Source organism: Mycobacterium sp. HM-7, from assembly GCF_053852335.1.
This window is the reverse complement of record NZ_CM132657.1, coordinates 2,007,237-2,024,613: the sequence shown is the minus strand read 5'-3', so window position 1 is coordinate 2,024,613 and position 17,377 is coordinate 2,007,237. Positions and strand designations below refer to the sequence as shown.

The following is a 17,377-nucleotide window of genomic DNA, read 5'->3' as shown; positions in this document are numbered from 1 at the left end:
AGTCAGGACACCTGGCGCACGGCGTCGAGCAGGGTGTCGGCGAATTCGGGGCGGCACATGACGAAGTCCGGCAGGTACGGGTCGGGCCGGTTGTACCGCAGCGGCGAGCCGTCCAGACGCGAGGCGAACAGCCCCGCCGCCTGCACCACGGCCGCCGGTGCGGCCGAGTCCCATTCCCACTGCCCGCCGGCATGTACGTAGGCGTCGACGTCGCCGCGCACCACGGCCATGGCCTTGGCACCGGCCGAGCCGATGCCGACGAGCTCCATGTCGAGCACGTCGCGCAGCCACCAGACCACAGCCGGCGGCCGGTAGGTGCTGGTGGCGACGCGGATCGGGCCGGGCCGGCGCGGCGGCGGCGCGGTTGCGGTGTCGGTGCGGTGCACCTCGCCGTGTGCGGGCAGCGCGACGGCCGCGTCGGTGATGGACCCGTGCGGGCTGCCGTCGCGCTGCCACAGCGCGATGTGGACGGCCCAGTCCGGCCGGCCCCGGCCGAACTCGCGGGTGCCGTCGACCGGGTCGACGATCCACACGCGGTTCGAGCGGAGCCGGACGAGGTCGTCAGCGGCCTCCTCGGACAGGATGGCGTCGTCGGGGCGGGCCGTGCGCAGCCGGTCGAGGATCAGCGTGTTGGCGTGCCGGTCGCCGGCCGCGCCGAGGGTGTACGGATCGTGGGAGCCGAGTCGGTCACGCACCGACAGCAGGAACTCCCCCGCCTCGTGCGCAACCTCGGCGGCCAGCGCGACATCGCTGCGCGCCCTGCCGCTGTCCGCCATGCCAATGAGTATCGCCGAGGGCGACGTCACAGCCGAAATCGCCTATTCACAGGCACGTTGCAGGCTGCTGGCAGGTCCTGCCGAAATAGGACTCATAGCATTTTGGACAACTATTTACCACGTGGTCATTAAGGAGGACGTCATGAAGGTGGCGAAGACATTCGGATTCGTCGGCGTCGCGGCGGGTGTCGCACTCGGCGTCTACGGCACGACCCACGCCCCCACGCCCGCCGTCGCGCCCGTCGCCTCGTCGGGACACGGCGCCTCGTCGGGCGTCTACAACCAGCCGACCGTCGCCGCGATCAACATGGGCGCCACCGAAACGCCGACGACGCCCAGCAGCGTCGAGCCTGTCACCGTCGCTTCCCCGCCGGTCAAGGCCAAGCCGTACTCCGGCTGAGCTGACGACAGGCGCGTAAAAGGGCTCCGGGGAATTCCCCGGAGCCCTTTTACGTTGGGGCACAGCCTACTTCGGCGTCGCACCCGGGGCGCGAACCACCATGGGCACAGCCGGGAAGTACGACGCCATCTCCGACCGCGACCGCCGCAGCGCCGCGGTGCCGTAGCCACGGTGGCGATGCTCGGGGTGCACCCAGATCCGGACGTTGACCTCGCCGCCGACCAGTTCGCCGAACACCATGCCGACCTTGGCGCCGTCTTCCTCGGCGACGAACCACACCGCTTCCTCGGCGTTGACGCGGGCAAGGGCGGCCTTGATCTCGTCGTCCAGGTCACCGGCGGCACGGCCCGAGCCATCGCCGGACGCACCGACATCGGCGGTACGAGTGGCGAAGATGTCGCGGTCGGCGGCGCCGGAGAACGGGCGCAGCGACAAGTTGTCCCCGAAGCTGGCGGGGCGGTCCTTCACCGCAAAGGACAGCTGGCCGTTCAGATCTTCCAGTTCGTCGGCGATGCGCTTGCGTGCATCCTTGGTCAGCAGATCGAAGGACATCGCCATGACCTGCTCGCCACCGGCATGGGAGGTGCCCAGCAGCTTGGCGATGGCATCAACAGCGGCGGCCTTGTTGTCGGCTTCGACGATGACGTCGAGCACCTCATGCCGGCGATCCAGTGCTTTCTGGAGGGCGTCGGTGATCTCGCGGCGGGCTGCGGCCTTGTCGTGGTCGGTCATGCCGACGAGCCTAGAGCACTACCGATCGGTAGGGCTCCCGAAATCACTACGCAAATCGCTACCTGTGTGCAAACCGCGATCAAAAGGCCGGCCACGGGATCGGCCGATGCCGATCCGGGGTGGGCATGATCGGATTATCAAGCAGCTCAACAACTCTCGCCCGCAAGGCGGCGATCTCGTGGCGCGTCAGGTGCGGGGCCAGTTCCGCCGCGAGGGTGTCGCGCAGGGTGTCCTGCAACGCGGCGACCGCACCGAGCACATCGTCGTCGATCGGTTTTCCGGCCCAGCCCCACAGCACGGTGCGCAGCTTGTCGTCAGAGTGCAGGCTGACGCCGTGGTCGACGCCGTACACCTGACCGTCGGCGCCGGACAGCACATGGCCGCCCTTGCGATCGGCGTTGTTGATCAGCACGTCGAACACCGCCAGCCGGTGCAGCCGGTGGTCGTCGGCGTGCACCAGCACCACCTCGTCGCCCTTGTGATCGTAGGCCCGCAGGATCGGCAGGTAGCCCGCCGGCACGTGACCGGCCGGAACGAGGTCGACGAGGTCCGGACCGGATGCGGGTTCGGTCTCACTGAGCGCGTCACCAGGTTGATCGACCCACCGCTGCACCATGCCCGGACCCGCCGGTCCGTCACGGATGATGGTGTGCGGCACCAGGTTCCAGCCCAGCGCCGCCGACACCAGGTAGGCGGCCAGCTCCCGGCCGGCCAGTGTGCCGTCGGGGAAATCCCACAGCGGCGCTTCCCCGGAGATCGGTTTGTACACACAGTGCAGCAGGGCGCCGTCCAGTTCGGCTTCGCACAGGAACGTCGCGTTGCTGGCCGACCTGATGCGCCCGAGCGCCGTCAGCTCACCGCGTAGCAGCACCTGTTCCGGGTCAGGAAGCGTCATCCGGCTCATCACCACCGGCATCCAGCAGGCCCCGCCGATATCCGTTGGTGCGCACGCAGATATGTCCCTCGGGGTCGAGCGGTTCCTCGCACAGCGGGCACGGCGGCCGGCCCGCGGAGATCACCCGATTCGAGCGGTTCGCGAAGTCTCGCGCCGACTGCGGGCTCAGGAACACCCGGACTGCGTCCGGACCTTCCTCGGCGTCGTCGAGCACGACGGAGGCGTCGAACTCCGAGTCGGTGACGGCCAGCAACTCCACCACGACGGTCTGCGCCTCGGAGTCCCAGCCGAGGCCCATGGTGCCCACCCGGAACTCGGCATCCACCGGCATGACGAGCGGGTTGAGGTCGGTCACCTCGCCGGTGTCGGGCGGGATCGGCGTCCCGAACCGGCGGTTGATCTCGACGAGCAGCGCGGAGATGCGTTCGGCCAGGACCGCGACTTGCTGCTTCTCCAGCATCACCGAGACAACCCGCTGCTCGTGCACGGCTTGCAGGTAGAACGTCCGGTTACCCGGCTGCCCAACGGTCCCGGCCACGAAGCGGTCGGGAGAGCGGAAGACGTGAATTGCGCGGGCCATGGCACCTTTCAAAATACCGGTTCACCGGTTTAGTCGGTCGAGCCACCGACGGTTGCGTCGTGTGTCGGCGCGGCATCGTCGGGCTTGCCGGGCTGGTCGGATTTGGGCTCCTCAGGCTTGGGACGAAGCGACGAGCTGAGATCCGTGCCGGTGTGGTTGACATGAAGGACGAACGGCCGGTGTGGCGTGTAACGGACGACGCTCATCGAGGCCGGGTCGGCGACGATCCGCTGGAAGCCATCGAGATGCACGCCGAGAGCATCGGCCAGTACCGCCTTGATGACGTCGCCGTGCGTGCACGCGATCCACAGCGTGTCACCGTCGTGCTCCTTGGCCAGGGTCCGATCGATCTCGCGGACCGCCGCGACGGCGCGCGACTGCACCTGCGCCAGCCCCTCGCCGTCGGGGAACACCGCGGCGCTGGGCTGCTGCTGGACGACGGGCCACAAGGACTCTTTGACCAATTCGGCGATCTTGCGGCCGGTCCAGCTGCCGTAGTCGACTTCGGTCAGCCGGTCGTCGACGCGCGGCTGCAGGCCGAGCGCGCCGGCCAGCGGAGCGACGGTGTTCTCACAACGCAGCAGCGGCGACCGGACGATGGCCTTGACCGGCAGCTCGCCGATCCTGTCGACGATGCCCTGTGCCTGGGCACGCCCCTTGTCGTCGAGGTCGACGCCCTCGGACCGGCCGGCCAGTGTGTGTGCGGTGTTGGACGTCGACCGTCCGTGCCGCAGGAGGATGACGGTCATCGGGTTCCCTTCGGTGTCACTGCGCTGCCACCACGCCGGTACCGAGGAGCGCCAGCACCGTCACGCCGAGCACGACGCGGTAGCCGACGAACCAGTACATGCTGTGCCGCACCAGGAATTTCAGGAACCATGACACCGCGGCGTAGCCGACCACGAACGCGATCGCGATGGCCACGGCCAGCTGGGCGCCGGTGGCGCTCATGCCTTCGGTGACGGGCTTGAAGGCGTCGGGCAGCGAGAACAATCCGGACGCCAGCACCGCGGGGATCGCGAGCAGGAAGCCGAAGCGCGCCGACAGTTCACGATTCATGCCGAGGAACAGGCCGGCGCTGATCGTCGCACCGGACCGGGACACCCCCGGCACCAGCGCCAGACACTGCGCCAGGCCGACGATGACGCTGTCCTTCCAGGTCAGCTGCTCGACGTCGCGGGTCTGCTTGCCGACGTACTCGGCGAGGGCGATGACCGCGGAGAACACGATCATCGCGGTGGCGACCACCCACAGATTGCGGGCGCCGGAACGAATCTGGTCCTTGAACAGCAGTCCCAGCACGCAGATCGGGATGGTGCCGATGATCACCCACCAGCCCAGCCAGTAGTCGGCGGTGCGGCGGGCCGCATCGGTCAGGCCGCCGAACCAGGCGGTGAGGATGCGCCAGATGTCCTTGGCGAAATAGATCAGCACCGCGGCCTCGGTGCCCAGCTGTGAGACGGCGGTGAAGGATGCGCCGGCGTCGCCGGCGAAGAACAGCCGGGACGCGATGGCCAGGTGGCCCGACGACGACACCGGCAGAAACTCGGTGAGCCCCTGAAGGACGGCCAGCACGATCGTCTGCCACCAGCTCATGGCTGCCACGTCAGTCACGCCGACGACCGTACCGTGAGCGGCGGACGCGGGCCTTAGTGGTTGCGCTGCACCGGTTGTGCGTCGGCGACAGCGTCGCGGACGGCGGCGGCGAGACTGCGCTCGTCGTGCACGTCGACGTGAGCCAGGCTTCGCGAGGCCAGCGCGACGATGTCCTCTTCCTGGGGCACCGGACCCGACAAACGTGGCCGGTAGACCTCGACAATCAACATGCGTTTGTCATCCAGGCGAAAGGAAAAACTCCGGCCGTCGCCGACTTGGCCAAACCCGCTGGCCCGCAGACCTGTCGAAAGGTCCTCGATAGCAAAATTACCGTTGGCAAGATCGCCGTCGGTGGCAATGCTCATGACTCCGACCATACCCCGCCGGTACGAGACGTACCTGCCGGACGACGATAATTAACGCCAATATATTTGCCTAAACTGGCAATTAGCGCTTACCTGCTGTTCACCGACCGAAAGACCGCCTGTGTCAATGGATCACCGTCCCATTAATTGTCGGCCGCGTGAATATCGAGTGAGCGTAACAAGATTCGCAACCGCCGCACTGGCCATCGGCGCCCTGACGGCATGTTCGTCACACCCGGCCGAGACGCCGCCGCCGACCATCTCCCCAGCGCGTGCCGCGGTATCACCCACGGTCAGCGGCGCCCCCGACGGCGTGGTCCGTCCGCTCCCCGGCCCCGGGGCCGGCGCGACCTTCGATGCGGCGACGTCGTCGCTCGTGGTGCTGGGCACCGATGCGACGGGACGCCCCGTGGCGACGGTCCCCGGCACCCCGCCGGTGCTGCTGCCGGCGGCCGCGACCGGCCTGACCGGTGACGGCGCGGGCCTGGCGTTTCTGTCCACCCGCGGCGGCTACCTGCGGTTCGACATCGGCAAGCGCACGGTGCAATCGATCGCGGTCGACGGCCAGTCGGGCACCGACTTCACCGCCATCGCCCGCCGCGCCGACGGGAAACTGGCGCTGGGCACCGCCGACGGGGCGGTGCTGATCGTCGACGGCAGCGCCGCGCAGTCCCGGATGAAGGCTTTTGCCCGCGTGGACGGTCTTGCCGCGCAAGGCAATACCGTCGTGGTCCTGGACCGTGGGCAGACCTCGGTGACCGAGGTGAACGCCGAGGGCACCGACGTCGCGCAAGCGTTGCGCGCCGGCGAGGGTGCCACGACGGTGGCCGCCGACCCCGCAGGCCGGGTACTGGTCGCCGACACCCGCGGCGACAGTCTGCTGGTGTTCGGTACGACACCGCTGATGCTGCGCCAGCAGGCGCCGGTGCGGGGTGCGCCGTACGGCCTCGTCGGATCGTCGAAACTCGCCTGGGTTTCACAGACCGCGACAAACAGCGTGGTTGGTTACGATCTTTCGACTGGGATCCCTGTCGAGAAAGTCCGATACCGCACCGTGCAGCAGCCTGACGTCCTCGCTTTCGACGAACGCACCGGCACCTTGTTCGTGGTGTCGGGGTCGGGTGCCGGAGTCCAAGTGATCGCGAACGCCGGGAACCACTGATGCAGCGGGGGCGGATGCCGGCGGCGTGGGCGGAGGACTTGTCCGACGACTACGAATGGATTCCGCTCCGACTGCCTCCCGAAGTCACCAGACTGTCGGCATCGATCCGGCTGTCGATCGAGGCTGAATATCGCGGGTGGGAACTGACCCGGGTGCGTCTGTACACCGATGGTTCGCGCCGGGTGCTGCTGCGTCGTCGCAAGATCAGGGCGAGCGAAGCGACGGGAAGTGTGCCGGGGACGGGCGAAGCGACGGGAATTGGGCCCGGGGCGAGCGAAGCGACGGGGAATGTGTCCAGGGCGGGCGAAGCGACGGGGAATGTGCCCGATAGGTTGGCGCCCGAACAGCCGTCGATGTGAGGAGCCGTTGATGTATCGCGCCCTGCGCTGGGTGTTCTTCCGGGTGCCCCCGGAACGGATTCATACCTGGGTGTTCGCGTTGCTGCGCGTGGCGACCGGCTTGGGCGTGAGCCGCCGGTTGCTGGCCAAGTGGCTGGCACCGTCGGATCCGGTGTTGCAGACCACGGTGTTCGGGGTGACATTCCCCGGCCCGGTCGGATTGGCGGCCGGCTTCGACAAGAACGGCAGCGGCATCAACGCGTGGGGTCCGCTTGGTTTCGGCTACGCCGAGGTCGGCACCGTCACCGCCCAGGCGCAGCCCGGTAATCCGGCGCCGCGGCTGTTCCGGCTGGCCGACGACCGCGCGCTGCTGAACCGGATGGGCTTCAACAACCACGGCGCCGGTGAACTTGCCCTCAAGCTCACCCGCAGCCAGGCGACGGTACCCATCGGGGTGAACATCGGAAAGACGAAGGTCACGCCGGCCGAGCACGCTGTCGACGATTACGCCGAGAGCGCCCGCCTGTGCGGGCCGCTGGCCGACTTCGTGGTGGTGAACGTCAGCTCACCGAACACGCCGGGGCTGCGCGACCTGCAGGCCGTGGCATCGCTGCGGCCGATCCTGGCCGCGGTGCGCGCCGAGACCACCAAGCCGGTGCTGGTGAAGATCGCACCGGACCTGTCCGACGACGACGTCGACGAGATCGCCGACCTGGCCGTCGAATTGGGACTCGCGGGCATCGTCGCCACCAACACCACGATCTCCCGCGAAGGACTGCTGACCCCCGGCGTCGCCGAACTGGGTGCGGGCGGAGTGTCCGGCCCGCCGGTGGCCGCGCGGTCGCTCGAGGTGCTGCGGCGGCTGCACAAACGGGTCGGCGACCAGTTGGTGCTGATCAGCGTCGGCGGCATCGAGACCGCTGACGACGCGTGGGAGCGAATCGTCGCCGGCGCATCGCTGGTGCAGGGCTACACGGGCTTCATCTACGGCGGCGGCTTGTGGGCCAAGCACATTCACGACGGCCTGGCCGTGAAATTGAAGGCCGGCGGGTTCGCGTCGCTGGCCGACGCGGTGGGCTCCGGCGCTTAGCCCTTGACTCCGGTGCGCCGATACGCCGACGCCGACATCCCGAACCAGCGCCGGCTCGACCGCGACAGCACACTCTGCTCGCTGTAGCCGAGTAGTCCGGCCAACTGACCCAACGGCATGTCGGTGGTGCGGAGGTAGCGGTCGGTGTCCTCGCGACGCACCTCGTCGACCAGCAGGGCGAACGACGTCCCCTGCGCCTCCAGTTGCCGCTGCAGCGTGCGCGGATGTACCGCGAGTTGCTGCGCAACCAGGTCGAGGGTCAGGCCTCCGGTGGGCAGCATCCGGCGGATCAGCAGCCGGACCGGTTCAGCCGTCTGTGAATCAGCCGGCACCGCGATGGTGTTCAGGTAGCCCCGCACCACGTCGTGCACCGCGCCGTCCGCCGCCAGCGGCTGGGCGAGGACCGCGCGCGGGAAGCGAAAGCCGTTGTCGGACATGGCGAAGCGCACCGGGCACCCGAAGTACTCGGCATAGCTCTCGGCGGTCGTCAGCGGCTCGTGCCGGAAGTGCACCACGGCCGGACTGAAGTCGGGCCCCGTCAGCAGCCGGAACACCCGGAGGGATACGCCGAGAGCCAACTCGGCCGCTTGCCGGTGCACGATGGGCCGGGACACGGCGAGACGCCAGTCGAAACGGGCGTAGCGCGCGGTCGGCTGCGGGTCGATGGCCGCCGACAGCGCGGGGCTGTACACCGCCATGTACTGGTCGATCGCGGCGAGCGCAGCCGCTACGTTCGCCGCCGTCCGCGCCGCGATCCCGACGGGTCCCAAGATGTCCAGGCCTTGGCGCAGGGCCAGCCGCCGGCCGAAGTCGGGCGCTGCGGTCGCCGCGGCGGCGGCCTCCAGAACCGTGACGACGCTCCGGTAGTCGATGAAATTGTCCTGGTCGCCGACCGCCTCGATCGGGATGCGACTCCGGTCGAGCAGGGGCTCAGGATCGGCGCCCAGTTCGCGGACGAGCTCAAGGAAGCCCTGCAACGACGTGCCCCGCACGAACGACATGTCGTCCACTGTCAAGAAGCTGTCGCTTGATGTCAAGTATTGCCGCGTTGGAGATCACAGAATTGACCCATAGCAACCCAGCCCACACCGAAAGGCCTGACATGACCGCCATCGCATCCCCCGAAATGGTCACCACGCTCAGCGGCGCCCCGCTCCCCTTGGTCGCGCTGCCGCAAGGCGAGCTGTTGACCGTCAACCTCACCGAGACCCCGCTGCTGAAGGACGCCCTCGGCCCCGGCATGAGCTTCCACCCGCTGCGGCTGGACACCGAGCGCGGCGAGTACGTCATCCTCGCCCGGATGGCCCCGGGCGTCGGCCTGCAGCTCCACTACCACACCGGTCCTGCGCAGGTGTACACCTTGCAGGGCTGCTGGCTGTACCGCGAGTACCCCGACCAGCCCCAGACCGCCGGCTCCTACCTCTACGAACCCGGTGGCTCGGTCCACACCTTCTTCACGCCCGAGGACAACACCGAGGACACCGTCGCGCTCATCATCGTCGACGGCGCGAACGTCAACTTCAACGAGGACGGCTCGTTCCACTCCATCCTCGACGCGGTGTCCCTGCACTACCTGACCGAGACGGTCTCCGCGGCCCAGGGCACCAACCCCGTCTTCGTCCACGGCGGCACCGCCGGTGTCCTCAAACCCTGACCATCAGCCACCGAGCCTTGAAAGGACCGGCCATGACCTACCGGAAGTTGACCAGCCTCGACGCCCAGTTCCTGGCGATGGAGGACGGCCGCGCACACGGACACGTCAGTGTGCTCGGCACGTACGCGCCCACCACCGCCGACGGCCGCGCACTGACCGCCGACGTCATCCGGGACCTCGTGGCCGAGCGGCTGCCGCTGCTGCCGCCGTTCCGCTGGCGACTGGTGAGGGTGCCGTTCGACCTCGACCACCCCTACTGGGACGACTCCGGCGACGTCGACCTGAGCTACCATGTCCAGGAGTCCGCGCTGTGCGCACCGGGTGACGACCGCGGCCTCGCCGACCACGTCGCCGAACTCATCGCGCGCCCGTTGGATCGGTCACTGCCGCTGTGGGAAATCCATGTGATCAGCGGCCTGGCCGACGGGTCCGTCGCACTGCTGATCAAGATGCACCACGCGGCGGTCGACGGCGTCTCGGGCGCCGATGTGCTGCGGGTCCTGCTCGATGACACCGCAGAAGGACGCGTCGTCGAACCTCCGGTCGCGCGGGAACCGCGGCGGAAGCCGTCGCAGGTCGACCTCCTGGGCCGCGGCCTGCTCAACGCATCGCGGTACCCGGTGCGGTCGATCCGCGCCGCGCTGCGGGCCCTGCCGCACCTCGACGAGGTCCCCACCCTGCGAGGCGTGCCCGGCGTCAACACCATCGCCCGGAACAGCCGGTCCGCCAAGGCATTCCTGGAACGTAGCGACGCTGCCGAATGCACCGAGCTCGTCGCACCGCGGACGAGATTCCAGACGCCCATCTCGCAGCATCGCAGCGTGGCGTTCGGTTCGGTGTCGCTGGCCGAGGTGAAGACCGTCAAGGACCAGTTCGGCTGCAGCATCAACGATGTCGTGATGGCGATGTGTGCATCGGGCCTGCGGTCGTGGATGACGGAGCACGATGAGCTGCCCGACGGGCCGATGCTGTCATTCGTCCCAGTGTCGGTCCGGACACCCGAACAGATCGGCACGTTCGGCAACCGGGTCTCGGTCATGATGGCTGAATTGCCGACCGACGAACCCGACCCCGTCCAGCGGCTCCACCGGGCGCGCGCCACCATGACCGCCGCGAAACAGCGTCATCGGACACTGCCGGCATCCCTGTTGGAGGACGCGAACGATCTCATCCCGCCGGCCCTGTTCGCCCGCGCCACGGGCACCGCATTGCGCCACGGCGCGTCGTTCCTGCAGCCGGCGGTCAACGCCGCGATCTCCAACGTGCCCGGCTCCCCCACCACCCTGTATTGCGCAGGCGCCGAACAGCTTTCGCAGTTCCCCGTCTCGGGTGTGCTGCACGGCGTCGGTCTGAACATCACGGTGTTCAGCTACCGCGAGGAGCTCGCCTTCGGCATCGTGGTCGACCGCGCGCAGCTCGACGATCCGTGGCCTCTGCTCGACGCGGTGCGGGGCTCCCTGGCGGAGCTGACGACCGCGGTCAGTAAACCGCCAGCGGCGTGACACCGAGTTCATCCAGGGTCTGCTGCACGTGGTCGCGCAGCACGGCCTTGGTGTTCTCGGCACCGACCTGGTAACCGACGATGCCCAGGGTGACCTTGCCGTTGTGGCGAAGGGCCGTCACCACCAGCAGACCGCCGGCCTGTTCGATGTCCGCCTTCTTGACGTTCTGTTCGACGCCCCAGCAGTTCACGATGTCGGCCTGGTGCACTCCGTCGATGCGGCCGACCAAATCCGGCACGTCGCCGACATTCGAGCAGGTGACCGGCAGCTCGCCGAGCACCATGGCCGCGGTCTTACGCACCGCCCGCCGAGGGATGAACGGCGTCAGCGGCAGCAGCTGGAAGGACTCGTCGGGCTGTTCCCGGGCACTGCGCAGCGCGGTGCGGATCGCGCCGCGGAGCTCGGTGAGGTCGGTGGTGGCCGTGGCGGGGTCGACGGTGAAGGTGGTGAAGGTCATCGCGTTCGCCCGGGTGTCCTCGAGCGAGGTGCGGTCGTTCATCGCGACCATCAACGAGATGGCACCGTCCCGCGCGCGCTGCCTGCCCATCCGGACCCCCAGACGGACGGCGAACGCCGAGACCAGCGAATAGCCGTTGCCACCGAGCTCGGCGGCGCGGGCGTCGAAGTGGCCGATGTCGATATTGGCGGAGGCGAAGGGCACCTGCACGAGTTCGTCGGCGCCGGCCGGGTCTGCCGCCGCAGGGCCCGCGGCCATCTCACCGCGACGATGGTAGGCCAGCTTTGCGGCGACCGCGACGGTGCGCCGAACCTCGGGCAGGTCCCTCAGTGTCTGGCGCAGGTCGGCGCGGATCGCCTGCCAGCGGGTGCGGGAATGGGGCCGCCCGTAACCGAGGTTGCGTTCGTTGCCCAGGACCGCGTCCATGAATGCGACGACCGATCCGGTGCCGTCGATCAGACAGTGCGACAGCACCATCGCAACTGCTGTCGAGCCGTCGGTGAAGGGCTGGACGCCGAGGTGCCAGCCCGGCCCGCGCTCCGGATCGATCGGTATCCGCGACCGCTCCTCCAGCCAGTCGCTCAGTTCGGAACGCGGACAAGCTGTTTCGGCGATGTCGATCGGGCGCGGGGCGCCGGTGGCGGCCACCCAACGATGTCGGCCGAAAGGTATCGGGGATCGCTCGATGTACCGGGCCACCAACCCCTTGCCGAAGTTCTCGTTGAACCGGCGCAACCCGTCGAGGTCCACCGGGCCCTCGTAGAACCACAACGCCATGCCGACCTGGACCCGGCCGCTGGCCCGGTACGACAGGAACGTGGCCTGGTCGATGTAGTCGAGGCGGTCCTGATCCGTCGGTGCCGAGCGCTTGCTCACCGGCGTAGATGTGGACAAAGCGGATGGCCCCCTTGCTCCGGCAGGCGGGCATCGCTGCCACCGGCCTCGGTCCGATGTTAGGTCGGCGTCCTGGCCTGCGCGACCCGACGCCGCGGTCCTACTTCTGCTCGTACGTCCCGTGGATGACGGCCCGCGCGATGGCCTGCATGAACAGGTTGAAGCCCAGGAAGGCCGGGGTGGCGTCCTCGGGGATGTCGAGCTTGTCCACCGGCAGCGCGTGCACGGCGATGTAGTAGCGGTGCGGGCCGTGACCGGCCGGCGGGGCGGCACCGAGGTAGCGCTTCAGGCTGGCGTCGTTGGTCAGCGTGATGGCACCACCGGGCAGCGCATCGCCGTTGCCCGCGTCGGCGGCCAGCTCGGTGACGTCGGCCGGCAGGTTGGCGACGGCCCAGTGCCAGAAGCCCGACGCGGTCGGGGCGTCCGGGTCGTAGACGGTGACGGCGAAGCTGCGGGTCTCGGCCGGGAAGCCCGACCAACTCAGCTGCGGCGATACGTCCTCTCCCCCGGCGCCGAAGATGCCGCTGACCTGATCGTTGGCCAGCGGACCACCGTCCGACAGCGACGCGGACGTCAGGGTGAAGGTCGGCAGCTGCGGCAGGTTGTCATACGGCGAAGCGGTCATGATGTCCTTTCGATGGTCGGCAGAGTCGGTCAGCAGTGCGTCAGAAAGTGTTCGAGGACCTTGGCGCCGAACTGTAGTGCGTCCACGGGTACCCGCTCGTCGACCCCGTGGAACAGCGCCGCGAAGTCCAGCTCGGGCGGCAGCTTCAGCGGCGCGAAGCCGAAGCACCGGATGCCAAGGCGAGCAAAGGATTTCGCGTCCGTTCCACCGGACATCATGTACGGGACGGTGCGGGCGTCGGGGTCGACGGCCAGGATCGCCGAGTTCATCGCGTCGACCAGGTCGCCGTCGAACGTGGTTTCCACGCTGGGCAGGTCGCGCTCCCAGGTGCGGGTGATGTTGGGGCCGAGCAGCGCGTCGAGCTCGCGTTCGAACGCCTCTTTGCGGCCCGGTAGGACCCGGCAGTCGACCATGGCCTCGGCGGTGGCCGGGATGACGTTGGCCTTGTAGCCGGCCTTCAGCATGGTGGGGTTCGCGGTGTCACGCAGGGTGGCGCCGACGATGCGGGCGATACCGCCCAGCTTGGCGATGCTGCCTTCCAAGTCCGGCGAGTTCGGGTCGAGGTCGTAGCCGGTCTCCTCGGAGACCGCGGCCAGGAACTGCTCGACCGATTCGCTGAGCACCAGCGGGAACTGGTGCCGGCCCAGCTTCGCGACGGCTTCGGCGATCTCGGTGACGGCGTTGTCGTCGTGCACCATCGAGCCGTGCCCGGCCCGGCCGCGCGCCGTCAGCCGCATCCAGGACAGGCCCTTCTCGGCCGTCTCGATGAGGTACAGGCGGCGTTCGCCGCCGTCCTTGGTCGGGACGGTCAGCGAGAAACCACCAACCTCGCCGATGGCCTCGGTGATGCCGTCGAACAGGTCGGGGCGGTTGTCGACGAGCCACTGGCAGCCGTACGTGCCGCCGTGCTCCTCGTCGGACACGAAGGCGAAGACCAGGTCTCTGGGCGGGACGATGTTCTCGCGCTTCAGATGCCGCGCAACGGCGATCATCATGCCGCACATGTCCTTCATGTCGACCGCGCCACGGCCCCACACATAACCGTCTTTCACCGCGCCGGAGAACGGGTGGACACTCCAGTCGGCGGGCTCGGCGGGGACGACGTCGAGGTGGCCGTGGATCAGCAGGGCGCCCCGGTTCGAGTCGGCGCCTTTGAGCCGTGCGAACACGTTGCCGCGGCCCGGCGCACCCGCTTCGACGTACTCGGTGGTGTAGCCCACCTCGCGCAGTTTCTCGGCCACCCAGCGGGCGCAGTCTTCCTCGCCTTTGGTGGTCTCCGGCTCCCCGGTATTGGAGGTGTCGAACCGGATGAGGGAGCTGACGAGGTCGACGACTTCGTCTTCGGGCGCAGTCACAGTCACATTCGTACCACCTCGGTTTTGGACTGGGCACCTCGATCCGTTAGCCTAAGCTGCCCGGCCAGACGGCAGGGCAGGTCCGAGTGGCGGAATGGCAGACGCGCTAGCTTGAGGTGCTAGTGCCCTATTAACGGGCGTGGGGGTTCAAGTCCCCCCTCGGACACACGTAGTGAGCGGCGAAGCCGCGATCACACACACGACTGAGGCGAGCGACAACGCTCGCCTCATTTTTTTGGCCGATGGAGTGTGTTGAGCGGGCAGCCGCGATCACACAAGACAACAACAGGACATAGGTCGACCGTCACCGCGTTGCGGTGACGCCGCGGGTCGAGATGTCGCGTTTGGAGTTGCCGACGTGAGCTCGCGGCTCGGTTGATTCGATCCGGACGACCGCGTTTCTACCGCCCAACTTGGCCTGGTACATCGCCGTGTCAGCGCGGCCGATGATCGACGAAACGGATTCGCCGGGAACGGCCAGGGTGGCACCAATGCTCAGGGTCGCATGTACCGTGCGCCCGGATTCATGGATCGGTTCGGCGGCACGACATCGAATCACGTCGGCGATCTTGACGGCCTCGTCATACCCGTGCAGGCCGAACAGGACGACGAGCATCTCGTCTCCGCCTATCCGCCCCACCATGTCTCCCTGGCGCACACTTTCGCGGACCCGCCTTGCCATTGTCGCGAGCACAGCGTCACCGACAGCGTGTCCCCAGGTGTCGTTGATGTCCTTGAAATGGTCGATATCGCAGAACAGGACGCCGAGGTCGGCGCCGGGCGATCGCGCGTGCGCGATTGCGCCCTCAAGGATTCCCAACGCCTCGGCACGGTTCGGCAGACCGGTCAGAATGTCGAACCGGGCCAACCGATCCAGACGCTGCTCCGCCTCGACCCGATCGTCGACGACACGCATCGACCCAGTGGCACCGTCGGCGTTGCCCTCCGCGTCGATGTAGGGCTTGCCGTGGGCGTCGACCCAGTGATAGGCCCCCGCGTCGGCGCGGATCCGATACCGCGCGGCCGCCATGTTGCCGTTGCCGATCTCCTGCAGCCGGGCTCTCACGTTGTCGACGTCATCAGGGTGGACATGGGAGAGATAGTCAGAGCCGATCCACTTCTGGGGTGGATCTCCGAAAGGGCCTTCCACCGACGGTGAAATCCACACGACGCGGCCTTCGCGAAGGTGAACAACGATGTCCACGCTGTTGTCGGCCAGGATCCGATATCGCCCCTCAGCTTCAGCACGTCTGCGCTCGGCTTCGGCGCGTTCCCTGCTCAACCGCTCCTGCTCGATCAGGGGATGTTGCTCTTGGCGGCGCAAGCGGAAACCGACCATTGCGGCTACCACCGTGGCCAACGTGACCGACAGAGCGAAGGCCGCGTTCTCGTTCATACCGAGGGCCAACAACGCGAGCCGGCCCAACGACACGAAGACCGGCACGCCCACGGCGAGGCCGTACAAGCGGAGCAGCGCGACCCGGTCGGGCCGGGCGAGCAGCCAGACGAGTGGAACCCTGTCCGGACGCGCTGCCGACGCGACGGTGACGAGGAGTATCGCTGCCACAGCGGTCAACATCGCTATGCCGGTCGACGGCCGCACCTGCACGAGCGTCTCGGCATCGAACAGATAGGCCACGACAGCAACCAGTGGGATGAGCCCACCACCGGCCAGGCACACCGGCCAGACCACGCCGACCCCGCGGCGGTCCACCCGGGTCAATGCGACGGCGGTGGCCAAGAGCAGGACCGCTGCTGCCGCCTGCGGGCCCGGCCGCCCCGGCCAAGACAATTGCTGGCTGCGTACTGCCGCGCCGAACCAGAATTGATCGATGCCCAGTGACCTGGCGGTCGCGTACTCCACGAGAGTCGCGCAGGCGAGTACACCCACAACTACGGCCAGGCCCCGGCCGACCCACACACGACTCCGCGCCGGATTTCCCGATTGCATGCGGATCGACAGCGCCAGCACTGCCACCCACAACGCCGTCCAAGGTGTCATCGGCGGCCAGGTCCGAAACACTCGCGTGAATGCCTCGATCCCCAGCGCCCAACCGACCCAATCCAACGCTGCGACAACAAAAACCGCCCCCGCGGCTGCCAGCCCCACCTCCCGATGCACACCAGCGCCCGGACCTTGCATTGCCCGCCCCTCCGCTAGGCAGTGTCGATGAGCCACAATGATCCACCCAAGCGTGTTTGGCGGCTCTGTTTTGCGTGTTTCCCCCGTTCAAATGGCGCTGGTTGATGCGCGACGCAGTTCACGTCGAAGGCGTTGTAGCGAATTTGTCGGGTTACCCTTCCACCGCGTCCCCACTCGACGCGTCAGACACCGATTGCACTCAGTACGAACGTTTTTCGCGGCCCACCTGTTACCGCTCAGGGCTGTACGACGGCCTGTCAACACCGCCCCGCCGGCGGCCGCCTCGTCAAATGCCGTTGACGTAATCGCCGGTGCAGATGTTGTAGTGCCCGGCCGGATCGAACGTCTCTCCATTGCCGGGGAAGTACCACTTCGCCGCCTGGTACATCAGCCGGCCATCGCAGGTGCCGAGGTTGTAGGCCACGATCGTCGCCGGTTGCTTGATCGACTCCGCGACGCTGGTGGCGCCCGGCGGTAGCCCGTAGGAAAGTCCTCTGCCGACGGCCTGTTCTCCGCCCCAGGACGACCAGGTGATGTCCCAGATATCGCCTGTCGGGTCGCCGCCGTTGAAGACTCTCATCGGCCGGACCGTTCCGTAGCCCCGCACGCTCGGGTTCCAGACACCACCGAGAGTCGGTTGCGGATCAGCGGAGGCCGACGGCGCGCCGCTCGTCGAGCAGGCGGCCACCGCGACGGTGGTCGCGATGGCCACAGAAAGCTGTGTGGCCATCAGCGCGAGCTTCATCATCTTTGTGGCCTGCCTCTGTTCGGTAAGTGCTTCATGGCGGGTGTCGACGGTTCGTCGGTCACTCC

General features: G+C 68.0%; 18 protein-coding genes, 1 tRNA gene and 1 pseudogene. 7 read left to right on the top strand and 13 right to left on the bottom strand.

Annotated elements, in window-relative coordinates; translation table 11 throughout:
• Positions 1 to 2: 2 nt before the first annotated feature.
• On the bottom strand, positions 3 to 776 hold the full coding sequence (locus tag ACWW1C_RS09720; protein WP_455983236.1) for a 3'(2'),5'-bisphosphate nucleotidase CysQ: 774 nt from the start codon (positions 774 to 776) through the stop codon (positions 3 to 5).
• Between the two features lie 142 nt (positions 777 to 918).
• On the opposite strand from ACWW1C_RS09720, the gene ACWW1C_RS09715 reads away from it, so the two are divergent.
• Positions 919 to 1,176, top strand: a complete 258-nt coding sequence (locus ACWW1C_RS09715) for a hypothetical protein (RefSeq protein WP_455983235.1) — start codon at positions 919 to 921, stop codon at positions 1,174 to 1,176.
• A 66-nt stretch (positions 1,177 to 1,242) separates the two neighbouring features.
• Here the strand turns inward: ACWW1C_RS09715 and ACWW1C_RS09710 are convergent, their stop codons facing one another.
• From ACWW1C_RS09710 to ACWW1C_RS09685, 6 genes are all read right to left on the bottom strand, one after another.
• Positions 1,243 to 1,908 carry a GNAT family N-acetyltransferase gene (locus ACWW1C_RS09710; protein ID WP_455983234.1) on the bottom strand — a complete coding sequence of 222 codons (666 nt, stop codon included), beginning with the start codon at positions 1,906 to 1,908 and terminating at the stop codon, positions 1,243 to 1,245.
• A gap of 79 nt (positions 1,909 to 1,987) precedes the next feature.
• Entirely contained in the window at positions 1,988 to 2,803 is an 816-nt protein-coding gene (locus tag ACWW1C_RS09705; protein ID WP_455983233.1) for an SCO1664 family protein, read from the bottom strand.
• The gene (locus tag ACWW1C_RS09700) at positions 2,790 to 3,383 is read right to left on the bottom strand and encodes a DUF3090 domain-containing protein (RefSeq protein ID WP_455983232.1); all 594 of its coding nucleotides are present in this window, start codon (positions 3,381 to 3,383) and stop codon (positions 2,790 to 2,792) included. The genes ACWW1C_RS09705 and ACWW1C_RS09700 overlap by 14 nt, the downstream gene beginning before the upstream one ends.
• A gap of 29 nt (positions 3,384 to 3,412) precedes the next feature.
• A complete protein-coding gene (locus ACWW1C_RS09695) occupies positions 3,413 to 4,132 on the bottom strand; it encodes a histidine phosphatase family protein (RefSeq protein WP_455983231.1) in 720 nt (239 codons plus the stop codon).
• Positions 4,133 to 4,148: 16 nt separating this feature from the next.
• Positions 4,149 to 4,979, bottom strand: a complete 831-nt coding sequence (locus ACWW1C_RS09690) for an undecaprenyl-diphosphate phosphatase (protein WP_455984214.1) — start codon at positions 4,977 to 4,979, stop codon at positions 4,149 to 4,151.
• Positions 4,980 to 5,032: 53 nt separating this feature from the next.
• Complete coding sequence (locus tag ACWW1C_RS09685; protein WP_455983230.1) at positions 5,033 to 5,344, bottom strand: hypothetical protein; 312 nt, start codon at positions 5,342 to 5,344, stop codon at positions 5,033 to 5,035.
• Positions 5,345 to 5,471: 127 nt separating this feature from the next.
• Between ACWW1C_RS09685 and ACWW1C_RS09680 the strand changes: the two genes are divergently transcribed.
• The 3 genes and pseudogenes from ACWW1C_RS09680 (at position 5,472) to ACWW1C_RS09670 (ending at position 7,934) form a co-directional block, all read left to right on the top strand.
• Complete coding sequence (locus ACWW1C_RS09680; protein WP_455983229.1) at positions 5,472 to 6,506, top strand: YncE family protein; 1,035 nt, start codon at positions 5,472 to 5,474, stop codon at positions 6,504 to 6,506.
• Positions 6,506 to 6,715 (top strand): annotated as a pseudogene (locus tag ACWW1C_RS09675) (DUF5703 family protein); the annotation flags it as partial. The gene ACWW1C_RS09680 and the pseudogene ACWW1C_RS09675, both read left to right, overlap by 1 nt.
• Before the next feature lie 160 nt (positions 6,716 to 6,875).
• Positions 6,876 to 7,934 carry a quinone-dependent dihydroorotate dehydrogenase gene (locus tag ACWW1C_RS09670; protein WP_455983228.1) on the top strand — a complete coding sequence of 353 codons (1,059 nt, stop codon included), beginning with the start codon at positions 6,876 to 6,878 and terminating at the stop codon, positions 7,932 to 7,934.
• Here ACWW1C_RS09670 and ACWW1C_RS09665 read toward each other — a convergent pair.
• Entirely contained in the window at positions 7,931 to 8,935 is a 1,005-nt protein-coding gene (locus ACWW1C_RS09665) for an AraC family transcriptional regulator ligand-binding domain-containing protein (RefSeq protein WP_455983227.1), read from the bottom strand. The genes ACWW1C_RS09670 and ACWW1C_RS09665 overlap by 4 nt on opposite strands.
• A gap of 101 nt (positions 8,936 to 9,036) precedes the next feature.
• On the opposite strand from ACWW1C_RS09665, the gene ACWW1C_RS09660 reads away from it, so the two are divergent.
• The gene (locus tag ACWW1C_RS09660) at positions 9,037 to 9,588 is read left to right on the top strand and encodes a 2,4'-dihydroxyacetophenone dioxygenase family protein (protein WP_455983226.1); all 552 of its coding nucleotides are present in this window, start codon (positions 9,037 to 9,039) and stop codon (positions 9,586 to 9,588) included.
• 32 nt (positions 9,589 to 9,620) lie between these two features.
• Positions 9,621 to 11,090, top strand: coding sequence for a WS/DGAT/MGAT family O-acyltransferase (locus tag ACWW1C_RS09655; protein ID WP_455983225.1), 1,470 nt, complete (start codon positions 9,621 to 9,623; stop codon positions 11,088 to 11,090).
• Here the strand turns inward: ACWW1C_RS09655 and ACWW1C_RS09650 are convergent.
• The 3 genes from ACWW1C_RS09650 to ACWW1C_RS09640 form a co-directional block, all read right to left on the bottom strand.
• Positions 11,068 to 12,423 (bottom strand): hypothetical protein, encoded by a 1,356-nt coding sequence (locus ACWW1C_RS09650; RefSeq protein ID WP_455983224.1) that lies wholly within the window; start codon positions 12,421 to 12,423, stop codon positions 11,068 to 11,070. The two genes, ACWW1C_RS09655 and ACWW1C_RS09650, sit on opposite strands and share 23 nt — an antisense overlap.
• Positions 12,424 to 12,541: 118 nt before the next feature.
• Entirely contained in the window at positions 12,542 to 13,066 is a 525-nt protein-coding gene (locus tag ACWW1C_RS09645; protein ID WP_455983223.1) for a YbhB/YbcL family Raf kinase inhibitor-like protein, read from the bottom strand.
• Between the two features lie 29 nt (positions 13,067 to 13,095).
• A complete protein-coding gene (locus ACWW1C_RS09640) occupies positions 13,096 to 14,427 on the bottom strand; it encodes a M20/M25/M40 family metallo-hydrolase (protein ID WP_455983222.1) in 1,332 nt (443 codons plus the stop codon).
• A 74-nt stretch (positions 14,428 to 14,501) separates the two neighbouring features.
• On the opposite strand from ACWW1C_RS09640, the gene ACWW1C_RS09635 reads away from it, so the two are divergent.
• A tRNA-Leu gene (locus ACWW1C_RS09635) sits at positions 14,502 to 14,587 on the top strand.
• Between the two features lie 138 nt (positions 14,588 to 14,725).
• On the opposite strand, the gene ACWW1C_RS09630 is transcribed toward ACWW1C_RS09635, so the two are convergent.
• Positions 14,726 to 16,423, bottom strand: a complete 1,698-nt coding sequence (locus tag ACWW1C_RS09630; protein WP_455983221.1) for a diguanylate cyclase domain-containing protein — start codon at positions 16,421 to 16,423, stop codon at positions 14,726 to 14,728.
• Between the two features lie 427 nt (positions 16,424 to 16,850).
• Positions 16,851 to 17,294: a hypothetical protein gene (locus tag ACWW1C_RS09625; protein WP_455983220.1), complete on the bottom strand. Its 444-nt coding sequence runs from the start codon at positions 17,292 to 17,294 to the stop codon at positions 16,851 to 16,853.
• Positions 17,295 to 17,377 lie beyond the last annotated feature (83 nt).

What these genes read in the sequence shown, in the direction of transcription:
- ACWW1C_RS09720 (WP_455983236.1), bottom strand. Translation starts at nt 776, where the DNA reads ATGGCGGACAGCGGCAGGGCGCGCAGCGATGTCGCGCTGGCCGCCGAG.
- ACWW1C_RS09715 (WP_455983235.1), top strand. Translation starts at nt 919, where the DNA reads ATGAAGGTGGCGAAGACATTCGGATTCGTCGGCGTCGCGGCGGGTGTC.
- ACWW1C_RS09710 (WP_455983234.1), bottom strand. Translation starts at nt 1,908, where the DNA reads ATGACCGACCACGACAAGGCCGCAGCCCGCCGCGAGATCACCGACGCC.
- ACWW1C_RS09705 (WP_455983233.1), bottom strand. Translation starts at nt 2,803, where the DNA reads ATGACGCTTCCTGACCCGGAACAGGTGCTGCTACGCGGTGAGCTGACG.
- ACWW1C_RS09700 (WP_455983232.1), bottom strand. Translation starts at nt 3,383, where the DNA reads ATGGCCCGCGCAATTCACGTCTTCCGCTCTCCCGACCGCTTCGTGGCC.
- ACWW1C_RS09695 (WP_455983231.1), bottom strand. Translation starts at nt 4,132, where the DNA reads ATGACCGTCATCCTCCTGCGGCACGGACGGTCGACGTCCAACACCGCA.
- ACWW1C_RS09690 (WP_455984214.1), bottom strand. Translation starts at nt 4,979, where the DNA reads ATGAGCTGGTGGCAGACGATCGTGCTGGCCGTCCTTCAGGGGCTCACC.
- ACWW1C_RS09685 (WP_455983230.1), bottom strand. Translation starts at nt 5,344, where the DNA reads ATGAGCATTGCCACCGACGGCGATCTTGCCAACGGTAATTTTGCTATC.
- ACWW1C_RS09680 (WP_455983229.1), top strand. Translation starts at nt 5,472, where the DNA reads ATGGATCACCGTCCCATTAATTGTCGGCCGCGTGAATATCGAGTGAGC.
- ACWW1C_RS09670 (WP_455983228.1), top strand. Translation starts at nt 6,876, where the DNA reads ATGTATCGCGCCCTGCGCTGGGTGTTCTTCCGGGTGCCCCCGGAACGG.
- ACWW1C_RS09665 (WP_455983227.1), bottom strand. Translation starts at nt 8,935, where the DNA reads ATGTCGTTCGTGCGGGGCACGTCGTTGCAGGGCTTCCTTGAGCTCGTC.
- ACWW1C_RS09660 (WP_455983226.1), top strand. Translation starts at nt 9,037, where the DNA reads ATGACCGCCATCGCATCCCCCGAAATGGTCACCACGCTCAGCGGCGCC.
- ACWW1C_RS09655 (WP_455983225.1), top strand. Translation starts at nt 9,621, where the DNA reads ATGACCTACCGGAAGTTGACCAGCCTCGACGCCCAGTTCCTGGCGATG.
- ACWW1C_RS09645 (WP_455983223.1), bottom strand. Translation starts at nt 13,066, where the DNA reads ATGACCGCTTCGCCGTATGACAACCTGCCGCAGCTGCCGACCTTCACC.
- ACWW1C_RS09630 (WP_455983221.1), bottom strand. Translation starts at nt 16,423, where the DNA reads ATGACACCTTGGACGGCGTTGTGGGTGGCAGTGCTGGCGCTGTCGATC.
- ACWW1C_RS09625 (WP_455983220.1), bottom strand. Translation starts at nt 17,294, where the DNA reads ATGGCCACACAGCTTTCTGTGGCCATCGCGACCACCGTCGCGGTGGCC.